The organism is Paenibacillus sp. MMS20-IR301 (genome assembly GCF_032302195.1).
Taxonomy (GTDB): domain Bacteria; phylum Bacillota; class Bacilli; order Paenibacillales; family Paenibacillaceae; genus Paenibacillus_AQ.
This window is the reverse complement of record NZ_CP135275.1, coordinates 62634-80625: the sequence shown is the minus strand read 5'-3', so window position 1 is coordinate 80625 and position 17992 is coordinate 62634. Positions and strand designations below refer to the sequence as shown.

Below are 17992 nucleotides of genomic sequence, written 5' to 3'. Positions count from 1 at the left end.
CTTAAGCTCCCCCCATTTCTCCGGATTCATATAGAATGCAGGCGGCGGCAACCATGCCTGCAGTTTCACAGCGCAGAATACGCCGGCCAAGTCCTACGGATACTGCCCCGGCTTCTTCAGCCGCGCTGCATTCCTCAGGGCTGAACCCGCCCTCCGGACCGACGACAATCATCACTTTGGCGCCGGAGTCCTGCGGAAGTGCGGCCAGCCACGGTGCGGCAGCGCTGCGCAGCTGCAGCCCTTCTTCTTTTTCATAACAGAAATAGACTGCATCATACTGGCTGAAGCTCTTCAGCAGCAGCTTCCAGCCAAGCGGCGAATGCACCTCCGGAACAATATTCCGGTGGGCCTGCTCTGCTGCTTCCTTGCAGATTTTGCGCCAGCGTTCCACCCGTTTGCTCTCCTTGCGCTCATCATACTGCACAATGGTCCGTTCGGAGAGGAACGGGGTGAAGGCTACTGCACCAATCTCCGTGCATTTCTGGATTACCGTCTCCAGCTTATCGCCTTTGGGCAGGCTCTGGGCTACAGTGATCTTAATCCGCGGCTCATGGGTCATGGGTAAGTTCTCCAATATGCCTGCGGTAACCTCACCAATCTCAATGGCTACAATCTCCGCCAGCGCTTCACGGGAAACGCCGTCGCTGACAATCAGCTTGTCCCCGGCCTTGCCGCGCATGACCTTGGCAATATGGCGGGCGTCTTCGCCGTCAATCCTTACCTGCTCTTGTCCGAACTGTGCCGGAGATACGAAATAACGCTGCATTTTTTATCATCATCCTGTCCGTTATTCAGCGTAAAAGCGGCGGTGTCCCCGCTAAAATCAGGTCCCGGCCGCCGCTTCACCTACTTAATCCATCTCTAAAAAATATCACGTTATATTGTACAACGTTTAAGCCCGCCTGAACATCCCTCAATTCAGCTTCGAGTCTAGCTGCCGAACAGTTTGAAGAAGAATTGGACCGATCCGCCGGCCATTTGCGAAGCCCAGTTATCCAGCGGTCCAATCGTATATGCTCGCAGACCCGGGATAAAGATAATCAGCAGGAAGAGAAACACTGCCCACTGCTCATACTGCTGCAGTCTTCCGCGGATAGGGCGCGGCGCGACATCCTCGACAATCCGGTAGCCGTCCAGCGGCGGCAGCGGAATTAAATTGAACAGGAACAGGAAGAAGTTAAGTTGAATGAAAATGCCGAAGAACCAGTACACCGCTTGAAGCACACGGTCATTGCTGATCGATTCCAGCACGCCCGTTGCAGCTAATGCCGAATAGATCATCGCTCCGATAAAGCCGAGCAACAGGTTGCTGATTGGACCGACAGCGGACACGATTACGCCCATCAGCCGCGGGCGGCTGAAATTGTCACGGTTCACCGGAACCGGACGCGCCCAGCCGAACCCGGCAATGACCATCATGATAATACCGAAGAAATCAAAATGCACCGCCGGATTCAGGGTCATACGTCCCAGCAGGCGTGCAGTCGGGTCACCGAATTTATTCGCGAAATAGGCATGGGCGAACTCATGCACTGTAAAAGCAATCAGCAGGGTAATCAGCAGGAACGGAAGCTGTTCCAGCGGAAATCGTATAATGCTCTGCAGAAAATCCATCTTTACCTCTTTCCGGCTGTAAACGCCACCCAGTCTTCTTCACGGGTTATTTCTATAATTTCGAAACCGGAAGCCTTCAGCGCCTCGGCTACAAGTCCTTCCTTATCCTTATATATACCGGAAGTGATGTACAGCCCTTCCGGCTGCAGCGCACGGTATACATCGTCCGTGAACAGTACAATAATCTCAGCCAGTATATTGGCCACTACAATCCGCACCGGCAGAGTAACTCCCAGGCTGCTGTCAGCGGGAGCTGCATCACGCTCTGCCTGCTGCTGCAATGTATGTCCGGGCCGGGCTGCCGGCCACATCTCTCCGGCTGCCGTATCAGCTGCACTTTCGCCGCCGAGCAGTGAGAGAAGGTCACTTTCCTTGACAGTAATAGCCTGCTCCAGCCGGTTCAGCGCCACATTCTCACGCGCGCTCTCTACAGCTACCGGGTCGAGGTCCAGGGCCAGAACGGACTTTGCCCCCAGCAGCACTGCACCTACAGCCAGGATTCCGGAGCCGGTGCCGACATCAATAACTTCATCACCGCTCCGCACATGCTGCTCAAGGGCACGCAGGCAGAGCGCCGTTGTCGGGTGGGTTCCCGTTCCGAAAGCCATGCCGGGGTCAATTTCAATAATCTTTTCCTCAGCAGATTCTGGGGTATAGTCCTCCCATGTAGGCTTAATGGTCAGCCGCTCCGAGACGCGCAGCGGTTTGAAATACTGCTTCCAGGCGTGAGCCCATTCATCCTCATCCACGGTCTTCCAGGAGATCAGCGCTTTACCGGGATCAATCCCGAACTCCCTCAGCTCCTCCACTCTTGGCGTCAGCTCAGCCACAATCTCATCCATCAGCACGGCTTCAGCATAATAACCTTTAATTACAGCTTCCCCTTCGGGGATATCATTCAGCGGCTCATCGTATAATTCACCGTAACGGGTGTCCCGTATTTTATTCAGCGTTCCGGATTCTTCAATGGAAACTCCGCCCGCACCAGCCTCATACAGCAGATTCGAAATCATCTCCTGCGCTTCCTCTGTTGTATGTACCGTCAGTTCGTGCCATAGCATGTTAATAAATCCTCCTAAAAGTTTGTGAGCGTCGTAAGCATAGTCTAATTAATCATATCTAGGATAGTATAGCATTACTTACCCTTGCAGCGCCAAACCCCGGCTCAGCTCCCGTGAACAGCCCCGGTACTGCGGCAAAAGCAATCAGAAGCGTGATCGTCCACCATGCCGGAAGCCTGCATAAAAGCATAACAGATCGTAGAGCCGACAAACTTCATGCCCCTCTGCTTCAGCGCTTTGCTCATGGCATCCGACTGCGGAGTGGTTGCGGGGACATCCGCCCTGCTCTGCCAGCTGTTCACCACCGGCGAGCCGCCGATGAAGCTCCAGAGATAACCGGCAAAGCTGCCTTCCTCTTCACAAATCTGCAAATAAATCTCCGCATTGCGGATAACCCCGTTAATTTTCAGCCGGTTCCGGATGATCCCTTTATCCTGCAGCAGCTCAGCAACCTTGTCCTCGCCGTAGTGCACGATTTTGTGCGGGTCGAACCCGTCGAAGGCTTCACGGAAATGCTCGCGCTTTTTAAGTACGGTGTACCAGCTCAGCCCGGCCTGCATTCCCTCCAGCATCAGCAGCTCGAACAGCTTCAGGTCATCATGCAGCGGCTTGCCCCATTCCTCATCATGATAGGCAATATATAGCGGGTCCTCATTCACCCAGGTGCAGCGTGTTATCGTCAAGTTTCGTTCTCCCCTTTTCATTTATTTCAGTCTGCTCTGTATTCTAATCATAACTCATTTGGCGGATATGCCAAATTAACCTCACACATCAAAAAAAAGGCGTCCGCCCCTGTTCAGGTACGGTCCGCCTTTCAGTATAATATTTGCACCGCAGCAGCTACGGCTGCAGTACAACCCGGGTCTCTTGTCCGGGGGCATTTGTTGAGTAGTAGAACATATAAGCCGAGGCTTCCGTCCCCTGGAAATCCTTATAGACATCAATCGAATGATTATTTCCGTCACCGCTGAAATTAACCGTTACCTTTTTGCCGATCAGCCGGTCTTTACCGGTGCCGATATAGGTTTGATTCACTCCGCCGAAATGAATATCCTCGCTTTCAGTCTCCACGTACAAATCCTTGCCCTGCATGTAGTAGGTCCATTTCACCGGATAACCGCCGGTTTCGCGCATTACCGTCTGCTTTTCAGAGGATATATCTCTTAGCAGCAGCGGCTCTTTGTCCTCATCATGGATAGTGACTTTATACTTCCCTAAGAAGGTGACTGGCGTATCCTCATCGATTACCAGCCCTTCCGGACGCTCAAATTTCAGCTTCATCACATCACGGTCATCAGCAGAGCTGCCCCAGAAATGGCCTTCAAGACTCTGGCCGTTCACCAGCAGCGAATATTGCTTGTAGGGAAGATCATGCTTGAACGATTTGCCGCCAACCCGTACATTCAAGCGGATTTGCGAAGGGGTAATGATCATTTCCTCAATCGTGTTCAGCGTATCACCGGTCTCCAGCGGTATATTCAGCACCCGTTTGACTGTTCCGCCCTCCATCTGCTGTTTGCTCAGCTGCAGATCGAACGCCCACGGCCCGGTAACATGCTGCTCCAGCTTGGTATACTGCAGGGCATAGGTCGTTTGCCCGCTGACAATGTCTGAATCCCGGAAATACTGCTGCATCGTATATTCTCCGTTGTCCCCCGGTGTTCCGAAGGTTCCGCCCGCGAGCCCGCTGACCTTAGTTGCGCCGTTATAAGCGACTATCTCGGGATGGGTCCAAGCCTTGGCTTCCGGCTGATCAAACGTAACTGCCGAGGAGAGCAGCAGCTTATTCTGGTTTTGGGCAAACGGCTTCACTTCTATCGACTGCATCCCCTCATCGCCGATCCGGAAGACCTGAGCAGCCGCTGATCCGCTGTCCAGCGGCAGTGCTTGCTGATGCGAGCTGAAAGCCTCCACCGCAGCAGCTTTTAACGTAATCTGCACATTGTCCTGCTGCGGTGTCCACTCACTCTCGAAGTAGCCGTTATACCAGCCATTCCCCTCATCCCATTGCAGATAGCTGAAGCCTTCATCGTAGACCTTTCCCTGCTGGTCCTGAAGCTGCATATCCGTCACATTCCACAACGCAGCTTCATCCTTTGCACCCACATCAAGTGTATACAGAATTACTGTGCGGTTCTCATCCACAATTGCTGTATGCAGCTTCAATGTCAGCCCGTCATAAGTCAGGGATTGCTCAAGCGGCTGTCCCAGATTCTGTGCAAGCGCCGCCTGAACACCGCTCCGGCCGCTCAGCAGCCCATCCCAGTTGTAATGGATTGCTGCATAGACCGGAGCAGCCGCCAGCAGGACACTTAAGCTTGCCAGCACAGCAACACGCTGCCAGCTTCTCTTCCGGCGGTATCCGGTGGCGGCAGGTCCTTCAGCGTCAACTTGCACCGGGCCAGCAGCATCGTTCACTCCTAATCTTTTCCACATCTGCTCAAAGTCAGGGTAAGTCAAAGTCTTATCATCATTTAACTGCCGTTTCAGCACATCTTCCAGATTGTTCATAAATTTCTCCCTTCCTTAGCTCCTCCGGCAATCCCGGCTCCCGCAGCATCTCCTTCATCGACCGCAGCCCTTTATGTAATCTTGACTTGACGGTTCCGATTGGAATAGACAGCGCGTCCGCCACTTCCGCCAGGCTGAAATCATGCATATACCGCAAGGTCAGCACTGCTCTGATCTTCACCGGAAGCCGGGACATATACCCCGCCCATTCCAGCTTCGTTTCCTGCTGCTCCACCAGCTTCTCAACAGAAGCCTGCGGGCTGGCTTTGAACATGTAGAGATTGGCCAGCAGCTTCTGCTGCAGACTTTGCTGGCGTTTCAGGTGGTTGAGGCATGTATTGACTGTGATTTTCATAATCCAGGCCTTCAGATAATCGATCTCCTGCCACTGGCTGCGGAAAATAGTAATGAATACCTCCTGGCATAAATCCTCGGCATCGGCAGCATCATGCACCATATAGTAGCAGGTCCTGTATACTTCTTTACTGTAGGTTTGAAATAATTCCTTATTGCCCACCTGGGTAAGCCCTCCTTTCTTAATTTGCATTACCTTTATAACAATCAAGTACAGCAAATGGTTCATTATTGCGGATAATTAGCGGCTGCACAAAAACAGCATGTCCCCCGGAATGAAACAGAGGCCATGCTGCTATGTAAATTCTATGCTGGGCTGAACCCGGCGGTACTCAGACAATATTCATCACTTCGCGTGCCTGATTATCAAGCTCCTGCGCGGAGGAGGCAATCAGCGTGAATTCATTCAGGGCCACCTGAATCTGCTGCTGGCTTACTTCCACATTATCCTGAACCAGGTTCAGTCCGGTCGATATTCTGCTTACTTCCACGTTTATCGCCTGAACACTGTCCCGCACTTCCGTAATCTGGTCCTGCACCATGGCGGCCAGCTTTCTGACCTCTTTGGCAACAACATCAAAGCCCCGTCCGAACTCTCCGGCGTGAGCTGCTTCAATGGCGGCATTAAGGGCCAGGAGATGAGTCTGCGAGGCAATATTGCGGATGGTCTGAACTACGCCATGAATCGCCCCGGCCTGCTCCTGAAGATTATGTAAGGTTTCGGTATTCTCACCGGATACCCCGGCGATATTATCGATGCTCACGAGGAGCTCCCGGCTCCGTTCGATTCCTTTTTCCGCCCGCTGGTTCAGACTGTCGGCCATCTCCTGCATTTGCTCGACTACCCTGTTCATGTTGTTCTGTCTGCCTGTTATATTCGTTGCTACCTTGGATACACCGATCACCTGTGTATCTGTTGCATCGTACACGGGCATGTATGTGGCTTCCAGCCAGACCGAATTCCCCTCGGCATCCATCCGCTCGATTTTATCCTGAAAGCTCCGGCCGGCCAGCAGGTTGTTCCAGAATATTTCATAATCCGGGCTGTTTACAAAAGAAGGGAAACAAAGCTCCCGGTGCTGCATGCCATACATTTCCTCTACCCTGTATTTCATTGAACTGGCGAAAACATCGTTAACATAGGCCACCCGGCGGTCAAGGTCAAAGCGGATCAATGCAAGATTCTTCTCTAAAGCTCTGACAACCAGCTCGTCGGTTACTTCCAGCCCTGAAATATTTTCCATAGTGAATGCCCCCATGAATCTGAATTTTTTTATTTTTTCGGGCCGTAATCACCCATCTTGATTCCCCATACGCTGTCCTTCTGATACGCAGCTGCCTCCTGCAGACCAGGGAGTCTGGCATCCTGCGGGTAATGCTGCTCCAGATACTTGACAAAGGCCCGGCGAAGGCCAATCTCATTGTCCAGCTTATTAAATTCATTCGGATGCTTCTCCATCTCGGCGAGTGAAGTCTCCCAGCCCGCAAGGTCAGCCGCCTCCGATTGCTCAGCGCGGACTTTGGCCGCCAGCTCCCGCAGCGTGCGGTAAGCCTTTTTCACCCCGGATGAATAGACTTGCTTCTGGTTCAGGAAAGTCAGCAGTGCAATAAGCAGCGCTAGTCCGGCCCATAAAATAACTGTGTTCACGTAAGTACCCTCCCGCTTGAGCATGTCCCTCCATTATACACGCCTGCACGCAAAAACGCCCCACATCCGCGGGGCATCTTCGTCAATTTTTCACTTTACAGCCTGCTGCTGCAAGCCTGTATTATTCCTTCTTCAGAATCTCCTGCAGCTGCCTTTTGTCAGCCTCCTGGGAGCGGTCCATCGCTTCGATATCATCCTGGTCCGCTTCAGCGGCCGAGAATTCAACATCCTCTGCCTTTGCTTCATAAAGCAGCTTCATTTTCTCTGTTTTGGAAAAGATCCGTGAATTTTCTCTGTCCATAGTGTGTATTCAGCCTCCGCTCATTATTGTGCAGTTATAAAAAATTGTGATTAAACCATTCCGCCTGCCGCTTCAATGATGGACAACGCCTGATCGTAAACAGACGAATCCACAATTACCGTCAGGAGAATATTCCGTCCGGTCGGTCCGCCATCCCCGCCATGACTCATCCCGCTGCTGCTGGTATGCGCTGCAGAGAGTATACCCGAATGTGCACTCACCGCAGTCATGGAATCCATACTGGCCAGATTGCCTGTGACCGGATTTACACCGGACTGCAGCCCGTTTCCCCCGAATCTGCTGAATCTGTCAATCGAAATTTCGTGAACACGCAATGCCTGGAGCTTGCGGGAGACCGCTTCCGCTTCTTCAGGTGATCTAAAATAAGCCAATATATACCTTTCCAAGATCATTTCCCCGCTCTCTTAAAACTGAAGCTGGATACTGCACGGGTATATCTTGTCTTGGAAACGGTTTTTTTATGCTTTTTCACCATATCCGAGCTAAATAATCGGCATTCGACATTTTATTCAGCACTTTACCGTAATATGGTGCTAAAGTAGTATATTACAATCTGTAAATTACCTGTAAAATAAATGTAATTTTCACATTTCTTAATTCAGTAAGGAAATCTGACACAGGAAGGGAGAGAGCGGATTCATAAGCTTGCCGAAAGAAAAAAAATATATACTACCGGGAGGATCCTTAATGTTCAAACGCTCCATTCGTAAAATTGGCATAGGCACAGCAAGTTTTAGTCTCGCGGTTTCCGTCCTATTTCCTTCCGCAGTTTTTGCAGGCAGCGGCAGCTTCCTGCCGGCTTCACCGGACCTTAAGAATCATGCTTCCCTGCTTGAATCGAAGCTGGGCAATGCCCCGGGCTCTTTAAGCACCTCCATCCAGAGCTTAACTTCAGCATTACACTCCAAGCCGCAGAATTATGCCGGCAATGTTACAACTTCAGCACCCGTAACCTTCATCGTCCAATTGCAGAACGATCCGGTCAAAGTTGCTGCGACTCAAGGTGCCAAAGGTAAAGCGCCTGCACTTCAGCGCAATATTCTCCGCACTGAGCACAACAGCTTTGCTTCTGCCGCAGCCGCCATTGGTGCCGTTACCGGACATGAATATACGGAGGTCTTCAACGGCTACTCCGTGACACTGCCCGGCAACCAGGTAGACAAGCTGCTGACTCTGCCGGGTGTGAAGGCCGTGTTTGCCAACCGTACGGTACACACGCTGGAAACCGCCACTGCTGAGCTTCCCGAGACGCTTGAGAAGGTCGGAAATGGTGATATCTTCGGCGCGGAAGTACTGACCGATGCCGGTATTACCGGTGAAGGCATTAAGGTTGCTGTAATTGATACCGGTATTGATCCGGATCATCCTTATCTGAAGGATTTCTATGTTGAAGGCCAAGGCTATGATGTCGTTGATGACGATGCGGAGCCATACGAAACAGAACCTGATGCCAATTTCGAACCGATTAACGGTAATCCTTATGAGACCGCTCACGGCTCACATGTATCCGGCATTATCAAAAGTGTTGCACCGGATGTGGATCTTTATGTGTACCGTGTTCTCGGCCCGTATGGAAGCGGCAGCACAGCTGACGTGATCGAAGGTATTGAGCGGGCAGTAGAGGATGAAGTCGATGTCATCAACCTGTCGCTCGGTTCAGATGTGAATCAGCAGTATTCCCCGGATGCGATTGCAGTTGACAACGCGGCGAATGCCGGAGTTACTGTGGTGCTGGCAGCCGGCAACGCCGGCCCTGAAGCTGAGACTGTCGGTACTCCTGGCGGAGCGCACCGTACGATATCGGTTGCAGCGTCCTCTACACCTGCGGATATCACTTATATCCGGATCGGTGCCACAGACAATGTCTATGGGATTCAGGCCTCTGAACAAGGGCTTCCTGAAGAAGCCCAAGGACTTGAGGTCGTATATGCCGGACTTGGGCTTACCGTAAATGACTATAAGAATGCAGATGTAGCAGGCAAGATTGCCCTTGTAGACCGCGGAAGCAACACCTTCGTGAACAAGTCAGCCAATGCCCGTGCAGCAGGCGCTGCCGGACTCTTAATCGCCAATAACCGGGCAGGCGAGCTGAATGCCGCTACTGATGCAACCGGAGTGCCTACTTACGGCATTACCAAGGATGAAGGCACAGCGATTAAGGCTGAGCTGGCGGACGGACGGAATACGATCACCTTCAAGGTTGGCCCGGACAAAGATAACCTCATTGCCGGCTTCAGCTCACGCGGACCGGCCCTTCCGGATTTCAACATTAAACCGGATGTAGCAGCTCCGGGTGTAGGGGTGAATTCATCCGTACCGGAATGGGAGAGCCCGACCGGCTACACCAAGCTTAACGGAACCAGTATGGCCAGCCCGCATGTGGCCGGTGCAGCTGCGCTGCTGCTGAGCTCAGATAAAACGGTTAAGGGTCAAGCTTTAACCCCGGATCAGGTAAAAATTCTATTGGCCAATAATGCTACATCGCTGACAGACCGGAATAATAAATATTACAGCGTATACGAGCAGGGTGCCGGATTAATTAACCTGCCGAAGGCTCTGAGTGCCACCGCTATCGCCCGGGTTGCTGAAGTGCTTGACACCGGCCGTCCAGAAGCGGAATTCCCTAAAGTAAGCTACGACACAGGTTCCTTGTCCTTCGGACTGGTCACTAAGCCGACTACGGTGACCAAGACTGTTTATGTAGACAACTTAGATTCTACTGTAACGACTTTTAATGTGGCTGTGAGCTGGCGTTCAGCAGCCCCTGAAGGCGTTGAATTTGCCAGCCTGCCTTCTTCCGTCACAGCCGGCAATTATTTCAATGTACCGCTCAAGATCACCGGAGAAGCAAAAGAAGGACAGTATGAAGGTGTGCTGACCTTATCCAGCAAACCAACTTCAGAAGTTCTGACTTTACCGTTCAGCGTGGTAATAGGTGAGCAGTACAAACCGGACACCATTACCAATTTCGAAGTGGGTGCTAATAATTTCGAATACATTTCACCTAATGGAGACGGATTCCTTGAGAGTACGTATCTGACCTTCTCTGTGAACGAGACAGTAGAGAACCTGGAGCTTGAGGTTGTCTCTCTCGATAATTCAACTACCGTTGTTGGGGATGTATATGCCACAGGGCAAAAATTCTACCCGGGCCTCTATGAGGAACCTGAATGGAAAGGGACTGTTGTCGTTCAAGATACCGGCGAGTCTTATGTATTGCCGGATGGTATCTATTCCATAACGCCTGTTCTGGACGGAACCACCCGGATGGATGATTTGTCCGCCATTGTGATCATCGACCGGGAGGCGCCGGAAGTTGCCGGAGCAACCATAACGGAGAATCCGCGGCAGAATGAGCAGGAACCGCGCAGCGCAACGATCAGCGGCGTCATTGCCTACGATTTGATGTACGAGCTGATTGATGAGGCTACGAATCCGAATGAACTGCTTGCCGTTGCGGCTGCATATGAGAAAGCAGACGGTACCGTCGGAGAAGCAAACGGTTATATCGGCCCGAACGGTTATTTCGAAATTGAGGTCCCTCTGGCCGAAGGCTTGAACCAATTCTATCTGTACGCATACGATTATGCTTATAACGGTTATCTCGATTATGCCCAGCTCCTGCGCTACAATACGGACCGGGGAGCCGCTACGGTCTCACCTGCAGCTTCCAGTGCCAAAGTTGAACTCGGTTCTTCCATTACTATTGATGCCGGCTTCTCTGTTACGGAGAATGTATACGGGATCTATGGAGCCACCTTCAATCTGTTGTACAGCAACAGCCTGAGCCAGCCGGCTATCAAGCCAAGCGTACAGCTGGCGACCTATCAGGAAACTCATTTCTCCGGCGTACCTTTGTCTGAATATACTAATCTTATCCATTCAGAGGATGGCCGCGATGTGCTGCAGTACGGCGTACATCTGACAGACGGGGCTTATGATGGTACCGGCGCCGGCTCTCTGGGACAATTTACATTTACCCCGACCAAGTCCGGAACCTATACCTTCGAGCTGTCTGACATCCAGCTATGGAGCAACAGCTACTCGGCAACGATTCCGGGAGGAACTTCAACCGTAACTGTTGTTGTAACGGAGCCGCTGTCCAGCAGCCCGTCTAATCCGCAACCTGCGGCTACCCAGACTCCAACTGCCGGAACAGCTGTCGCCTCCGGACAACTGACTGAAACTGCTGACCCTGCGGGCGGCAAACCGTCCGCAAGCCTGGCTGTTTCAGACACCGTCCTGACCACAGCACTTCAGAATGCTGCGAACAAGAGCGTTGTCCTGAGCGTAAGCGACGTAGACTTCTCCAAATACGGACAGGTTAGCATTGTGCTGACACCTACCCAGGCGGAGAAGCTGAAGGCTTCCGGAAATGCCCTTATTCTGAACGGCAAGGCATTCGCCCTGACTATTCCGGCCGGTACGCTTCCGGACTTCATTACTGCCAGCGGTCTTGCTGTAACGCTCAGCTTGAATACTGAAGCAGATACAGCTTTATTAAGCGGAAGCACCCAGAGCATTGATATCGGTGCCTCCTCGCTGACTGTCAAGAACGGCTGGAAGACCGGTAAGCCGGTACTGGTGCAGCTTACCCTGAACCCAGACGGTCTGAAGGATGTCCGCAAGACCGGTGTGTATCAGGAAGCCCTTAACAACAGCTGGACTTACCTGCAAGCCGGTACAGTTCCTGCTGACGGCCAGCTGCAGTTCAGCATTACCGGTGACGGCACTTACACTGCCGCTTCCCGCAACACAACCTTCTCCGATGTCGGCGTACACTGGGCCAAGGATGCGGTTGAAGTCCTTGCCGCTCACGGAATCGTAGCCGGTAAAGGAACTACAGCGAGCTTCAAGCCTGCTGACAGCCTGAATCAGGCTGAACTGCTGACCTTGTTCGACCGCTTGCTCGGCAAGGGCGACACCTGGGCAGCGCACATCAAGGAAAGCGGCTCCCGCGATGTTCTGACCCGCGAAGAGGCAGCCTTGATTCTTGCGCAGGCACTGGGTGCCGACGGCACTGCCGCTGCCCTGACCTTTAAAGATGCAGGCTCCATCTCGGCGGATGCCAAGAACGCAATCGCCTTTGCCGTAAGCAAAGGTTACCTCCAGGGGGTAGGCAACAATACCTTCAACCCTAAGGGTACGCTGACCCGCGCCCAGGCTGCTGTCATTCTGGAGCGTGTGCTTGAGGATCTGCGCAATCTGTAAGCGGAATATGGTTTTGCTTAATTAATACGCTACACAAAAAGCGGCGGCAGTATCCTGAACTCAGGATGCTGCCGCCGTTTGTGTGTATAAATGAAAGAGTGGGCGTTAAGTCATCTGATCAAGCTAATCCACAAAACACAAACGCCCGCCTCCAGATTACCGGGGGCGGGCGCTGCTATGCGGCTTACATCAGCCGTTACTGAATGAGCTTAATAAGTTCAGTCCCCGCGGAACGCGCGTTTCACGCGGTCGAAGAAGGACTGCTCCTGTTCGTGGGTGTTCTCACCGTTGTGCGAAGCGAACTGGCGCAGCAGATCCTTCTGCTCTTCGCTAAGCTTGCTCGGGGTAACGACGATAACCCGTACATGCTGGTCGCCGACGCCATTTCCGCGCAAATGCGGAACCCCTTTGCCTTTGAGGCGGAAGAAGGTGCCGGTCTGGGTGCCTGCCGGAATTTTGAGTTTTACTTTCTCCGTCAGGGTCGGGATTTCAATCTCATCGCCAAGGGCCGCCTGGGCAAATGTCAGCGGAACCTCGCACATAATATCATTGTTCTCACGCTCGAAGAAATCATGGTCCTTCACACGGATTACAATGTACAGATCTCCTGCCGGGCCGCCGCGTGTACCGCCTTCCCCTTCGCCGGTCATGCGCAGCTGCGCGCCGTCATCCACACCTGCGGGAATGCGTACATGGATTTTGCGCTGCCGTTTAACCTTACCCTGGCCGGCGCACGTGGTACATTTTTCCTTGATGATTTTGCCTGTGCCGCTGCAATGCGAGCAGGGACGGCGGTTACGCATCTGTCCAAGCGGTGTATTCTGCACGAACTCCTGCTGGCCGCTGCCGTGGCAGACGGAACAGGTCTCCGGCTTCGTTCCTGCCTTAGCACCGGAGCCGAAGCAGGTATCACAGGTTTCTGTGCGCGGAATGGTAATATCAGTTTCCTTGCCGAACACCGCTTCCTTGAACTCAATGGTCATTGTGTACTGCAAATCGCCGCCGCGCTGCGGTGCATTCGGATCACGCCGTCCGCCGCCGCCGAAGAACATATCGAAGATATCGCCAAGTCCGCCGAAATCTCCCCCGCCGCCGCCAAAGCCGCCGCCCATACCCTGGTTAGGGTCAATATGACCGTATTGGTCATACCGAGCCCGCTGCTGCCCGTCACTGAGGACATCATAAGCTTCCTTGACCTCTTTGAACTTTGCTTCCGCATCGCTCGCCTTATTTACGTCCGGATGGTACTGGCGCGCCAGCTTGCGGTACGCTTTCTTCACTTCATCGTCTGATGCATCTCTTCCGAGACCCAGAACCTCATAATAATCACGTTTATCTGCCACTGCTTTCACCTCCGTCAACCCATAATTCTTTACATTTTAAAAGGAAAGCCAAAACACGGGATGCCCCGGTTTTGACCTTCCCCTCTCACCAAAATTTAAACTTATCGTTTAAGGTTACCCTTGATTCTTCTCGTCGTCAACAACTTCATAGTCAGCGTCGACTACGTTGTCTTTCTTCGCATTGCCTTCAGGGGCTCCCTGGCCGGCTTCAGCGCCTTGCTCAGCCTGTGCAGCCTGCTCATACAGCTTCACGGACAACTGCTGTACGATCTCGTTCAGCGCTTCTGTAGCCGCTGTGATTTCTTCCAGGTTGTCAGTTTCCAGCGCAGCCTTGACTTTCTCTTTGGCTTCATTTGCTTTGTCGATCTCGGAAGCATCAACCTTGTCGCCAAGATCTTTGATTACTTTGTCAGTGGAGTAGACGAGCTGGTCAGCACCGTTCTTCGCTTCAACCAGTTCTTTACGCTTGCGGTCTTCCTCAGCGTGCAGCTCGGCATCCTTCATCATTTGTTCTACTTCAGCATCGCTCAGGCCGCTGGAAGAAGTGATGGTGATCTTCTGGCTCTTGTTCGTGCCTTTATCTGTAGCAGATACGTTAACGATACCGTTGGCATCGATGTCGAAGGTAACTTCGATCTGCGGAACACCGCGCGGTGCCGGCGGAATCTCGTTCAGCATGAAGCGTCCAAGTGTCTTGTTGCCGTTCGCCATCTGACGCTCACCCTGCAGTACGTGAATTTCCACGCTTGGCTGGCTGTCAGCGAAGGTTGAGAATACCTGTGATTTGCTTGTAGGAATCGTAGTGTTGCGCTCGATCATCTTCGTGAATACGCCGCCTGCAGTTTCAATACCGAGGGACAGCGGAGTTACGTCGAGCAATACCACGTCTTTAACATCACCAGTCAGTACGCCCGCTTGAACAGCAGCACCAAGGGCTACTACTTCATCCGGGTTAACGCCTTTGTGCGGCTCTTTGCCTGTAAGCTTCTTGATGGCATCCTGTACGGCAGGAATACGGGTGGAACCGCCAACCAGCACGATTCTGTTCAGATCAGCAGGCGTCATGCCGGCATCGCTCAGCGCTTGACGTGTAGGTCCCAGTGTACGCTCTACCAGGGATGCAGTCAGCTCGTCGAACTTGGCACGGGTCAGGTTAACCTCCAAGTGCTGTGGAACTCCGTCAACAACGGTGATGAACGGCAGCGATACAGTAGTTGTCAATACACCGGACAATTCTTTTTTCGCTTTTTCCGCTGCATCCTTCAGACGTTGTACAGCCGCTTTGTCCTTGCTCAGGTCAATGCCCTGCTCTTTCTTGAATTCAGCTACAAGATAATCCATAACCAATTGGTCAAAATCATCACCGCCCAGACGGTTGTCACCGCTGGTAGCCTTAACTTCGAAGAAGCCGTCGCCCAGTTCAAGGATCGATACGTCGAATGTACCGCCGCCAAGGTCATAGACCAGGATAGTCTGATCTTCGGATTTCTCCAGGCCGTAAGCAAGTGCTGCTGCTGTAGGCTCGTTGACAATACGCAGAACTTCAAGGCCGGCAATCTTGCCTGCATCCTTGGTAGCCTGACGCTGACTGTCATTAAAATATGCAGGAACCGTAATAACGGCCTGGGTTACTGTCTGGCCCAGGTATGCTTCAGCATCGGATTTCAGCTTCTGAAGAATCATTGCCGAAATTTCCTGTGCGGAGTAGTCTTTGCCGTCAATGCTTTCTTTGTGGCTTGTACCCATGTGGCGCTTGATGGAAGCGATGGTACGGTCAGGGTTCGTAATAGCCTGGCGTTTAGCTGTTTCGCCGACGATACGCTCGCCGTCTTTCTTGAAGCCTACAACCGAAGGGGTTGTACGCGCGCCTTCCGGATTCGGGATAACGACGGCTTCGCCGCCTTCCATAACGGCAACGCAAGAGTTGGTGGTTCCAAGGTCAATACCGATAACTTTACTCACTGTAATTTGCCTCCTCAGAAATAAGGTGAAGCCCGGGGCTCCAGCCATTGATATTATTATGCTGCAAACTTACTTCAATCCATTGTCTGTGCTTATATAGACAGAACTACATGCTGACTTTGACCATGGCCGGACGAAGAACCTTATCCTTCAGGAGATAGCCCTTCTGGACCTCTTCCGTCACGATGCCTTCCTCGTGCTCCTCGCTCTCCACCTGCATGATCGCCTGATGATATTCAGGGTTAAAAGGCTGTCCTACCGTTTCCATGGCTGCAAGTCCTTGAGCTTTCAATACCCCGTCCAGCTGCCGGAAAATCATGTTAACGCCTTTGCTGAATGCCTCGGATTCCGGGCCTCCCGGAGATGTAGCCAGGGCACGCTCGAAATTATCCAGAACCGGAAGCAATTCGGTTACGAGCTTAGATGTCGCATATTGGGCCAGCTCTTCCTTTTCCTTCTGGGTGCGGCGGCGGAAGTTATCGTAATCTGCCTGTACACGCAGCGCGCGCGCCTGATGCTCATCCGCAAGCTCCTGAAGCTTCTTGTAATCCTCTCCGCCAACTGAAGCCGACCCGCCGGCCTCTTCAGCCGTGAATGAGCCGCCGGCTTCTGCAGCTTCATCTGCCGCCTGGGTTTCATTCAACGAGGGGTCATTCATTTCATTCAGATCCTGAACCTCTTCCTCTTTCAAGTTGTCTTCACCTCCCTTTCCTCATTCACGATAATCAATTACGCTCTGTTCACTTATACCAGTGTGCCAGCATGGCTGTCAAATCCCGGGACAAAATGCCCAGAATACCCATTACCCGCGCGTACTCCATCCGGGTCGGACCGAGGATGCCGATGCTTCCAAGCGCCTTCCCGTCGAGCGAATACGTGGCGGTAATCAGACTGCAGTTCGCAAAGGCCTCATGCTTATTCTCTGTACCGATACGCACCTGCATCCCTGTTCCCCCGCTGGCCGGGGTCAGCATCTTGAGCAGGGTCGGCGTCTCTTCCAGCAGATCGAGAATATTCTTCACCTTGTCGACGTCCTTGAACTCCGGCTGGGTCAGCATATTCGTTGCACCGCTGAGATAGATGCGCTGTTCCTGGTCGCTTTCAAGCGCCGTATCCAGCACCTGCATTAATTCTTCATAGTGGGAGATGTGACGCTGCATTTCTTCACCCAGCTCCGAATAGAGCTGGCTCTTCAGCTTATAGAGCGGTACGTTCTTCAGTTTGCTGTTCAGCAGATTGACAACCTTCTCCATCTCGGAGACGGAAATATCCGGGGGAAGGGTTACAGTCTTGTTCTCCACCTGCCCGGTGCTGGTGACGATAATCGCCACAGCGGTGTTGTCATCGAGCGGCAGCAGCTGGAAATGGCGCAATGATGTATGAAAAACCTCCGGACCCAGTAGGATGGAAGTATAATTCGTCATATTGGAAAGTATCATTGCCGCATGCTGGATGACCTGCTCTGTCGCATTAAGCTTCTCGGCAAAAAAAGCGCGGATCGTGCCCAGTTCGGCTGTTTCGGCGGAATTCCACGGTACCAGATGATCCACATAATAGCGGTAGCCCTTATGGGAAGGTATTCTCCCTGCCGAAGTATGCGGCTGCTCCAGGTACCCGAGGTCCTCCAGATCGGCCATTTCGTTGCGGATCGTTGCGGGACTGTAGCCCACATCCCCCCGCTTAGAAATACTGCGCGAGCCTACCGGCTCAGCGGAAGAAATATAATCGTCTACGATGGCATTCAGGATCATTCTCTGGCGTTCAGTTAACATGTTATTCCCTCCTATCCGGCTGTGGCTCCGATTCGTTAGCACTCTAGTCAGATGAGTGCTAACCACTAATACAAAAATACCAAACAGACCTCCGCATTGTCAAGTCAGATCGGCATCTTGATCCGGCCTATTTCAAGATAAACCCATCTTTTAACATTTTAACCGCAACCATTCATCCGCTCTGTCGTCAATAA

The 17992-nt window shown here is 52.4% G+C and carries 15 protein-coding genes; 1 reads left to right on the top strand and 14 read right to left on the bottom strand.

All coding sequences use genetic code 11. From position 1 onward, the window contains the following. Position 1: 1 nt before the first annotated feature. From LOS79_RS00315 to LOS79_RS00270, 10 genes are all read right to left on the bottom strand, one after another. The gene (locus tag LOS79_RS00315) at positions 2-766 is read right to left on the bottom strand and encodes an RsmE family RNA methyltransferase (RefSeq protein ID WP_315415444.1); all 765 of its coding nucleotides are present in this window, start codon (positions 764-766) and stop codon (positions 2-4) included. 164 nt (positions 767-930) lie between these two features. After that, positions 931-1614: a site-2 protease family protein gene (locus LOS79_RS00310; protein ID WP_315415442.1), complete on the bottom strand. Its 684-nt coding sequence runs from the start codon at positions 1612-1614 to the stop codon at positions 931-933. Positions 1615-1616: 2 nt separating this feature from the next. Beyond that, positions 1617-2675 carry a 50S ribosomal protein L11 methyltransferase gene (gene prmA, locus LOS79_RS00305; RefSeq protein ID WP_315415440.1) on the bottom strand — a complete coding sequence of 353 codons (1059 nt, stop codon included), beginning with the start codon at positions 2673-2675 and terminating at the stop codon, positions 1617-1619. 104 nt (positions 2676-2779) lie between these two features. Beyond that, positions 2780-3352 carry a DNA-3-methyladenine glycosylase I gene (locus LOS79_RS00300; RefSeq protein WP_315422586.1) on the bottom strand — a complete coding sequence of 191 codons (573 nt, stop codon included), beginning with the start codon at positions 3350-3352 and terminating at the stop codon, positions 2780-2782. A gap of 163 nt (positions 3353-3515) precedes the next feature. After that, positions 3516-5186 (bottom strand): DUF4179 domain-containing protein, encoded by a 1671-nt coding sequence (locus LOS79_RS00295; protein WP_315415438.1) that lies wholly within the window; start codon positions 5184-5186, stop codon positions 3516-3518. Then, a complete protein-coding gene (locus tag LOS79_RS00290) occupies positions 5146-5769 on the bottom strand; it encodes an RNA polymerase sigma factor (protein WP_397386718.1) in 624 nt (207 codons plus the stop codon). The genes LOS79_RS00295 and LOS79_RS00290 overlap by 41 nt, the downstream gene beginning before the upstream one ends. 103 nt (positions 5770-5872) lie before the next feature. Continuing rightward, complete coding sequence (locus LOS79_RS00285; RefSeq protein ID WP_315415437.1) at positions 5873-6784, bottom strand: methyl-accepting chemotaxis protein; 912 nt, start codon at positions 6782-6784, stop codon at positions 5873-5875. A 29-nt stretch (positions 6785-6813) separates the two neighbouring features. Continuing rightward, positions 6814-7188, bottom strand: coding sequence for a hypothetical protein (locus tag LOS79_RS00280; RefSeq protein WP_315415436.1), 375 nt, complete (start codon positions 7186-7188; stop codon positions 6814-6816). Positions 7189-7309: 121 nt separating this feature from the next. After that, the gene (locus LOS79_RS00275; protein ID WP_315415435.1) at positions 7310-7489 is read right to left on the bottom strand and encodes a YfhD family protein; all 180 of its coding nucleotides are present in this window, start codon (positions 7487-7489) and stop codon (positions 7310-7312) included. Positions 7490-7539: 50 nt separating this feature from the next. After that, positions 7540-7899, bottom strand: coding sequence for a hypothetical protein (locus LOS79_RS00270; RefSeq protein WP_315422583.1), 360 nt, complete (start codon positions 7897-7899; stop codon positions 7540-7542). Positions 7900-8197: 298 nt separating this feature from the next. Between LOS79_RS00270 and LOS79_RS00265 the strand changes: the two genes are divergently transcribed. Continuing rightward, positions 8198-12721 (top strand): S8 family serine peptidase, encoded by a 4524-nt coding sequence (locus LOS79_RS00265; protein ID WP_315415434.1) that lies wholly within the window; start codon positions 8198-8200, stop codon positions 12719-12721. Between the two features lie 218 nt (positions 12722-12939). On the opposite strand, the gene dnaJ is transcribed toward LOS79_RS00265, so the two are convergent. The 4 genes from dnaJ to hrcA form a co-directional block, all read right to left on the bottom strand. After that, positions 12940-14064, bottom strand: a complete 1125-nt coding sequence (dnaJ, locus tag LOS79_RS00260) for a molecular chaperone DnaJ (protein WP_315415433.1) — start codon at positions 14062-14064, stop codon at positions 12940-12942. Positions 14065-14178: 114 nt separating this feature from the next. Next, positions 14179-16026: a molecular chaperone DnaK gene (gene dnaK / locus LOS79_RS00255; protein ID WP_315415432.1), complete on the bottom strand. Its 1848-nt coding sequence runs from the start codon at positions 16024-16026 to the stop codon at positions 14179-14181. Between the two features lie 106 nt (positions 16027-16132). Next, the gene (gene grpE, locus LOS79_RS00250; protein ID WP_315415431.1) at positions 16133-16717 is read right to left on the bottom strand and encodes a nucleotide exchange factor GrpE; all 585 of its coding nucleotides are present in this window, start codon (positions 16715-16717) and stop codon (positions 16133-16135) included. Between the two features lie 49 nt (positions 16718-16766). Next, positions 16767-17798, bottom strand: a complete 1032-nt coding sequence (hrcA, locus tag LOS79_RS00245) for a heat-inducible transcriptional repressor HrcA (RefSeq protein WP_315415430.1) — start codon at positions 17796-17798, stop codon at positions 16767-16769. Positions 17799-17992: the final 194 nt, after the last annotated feature.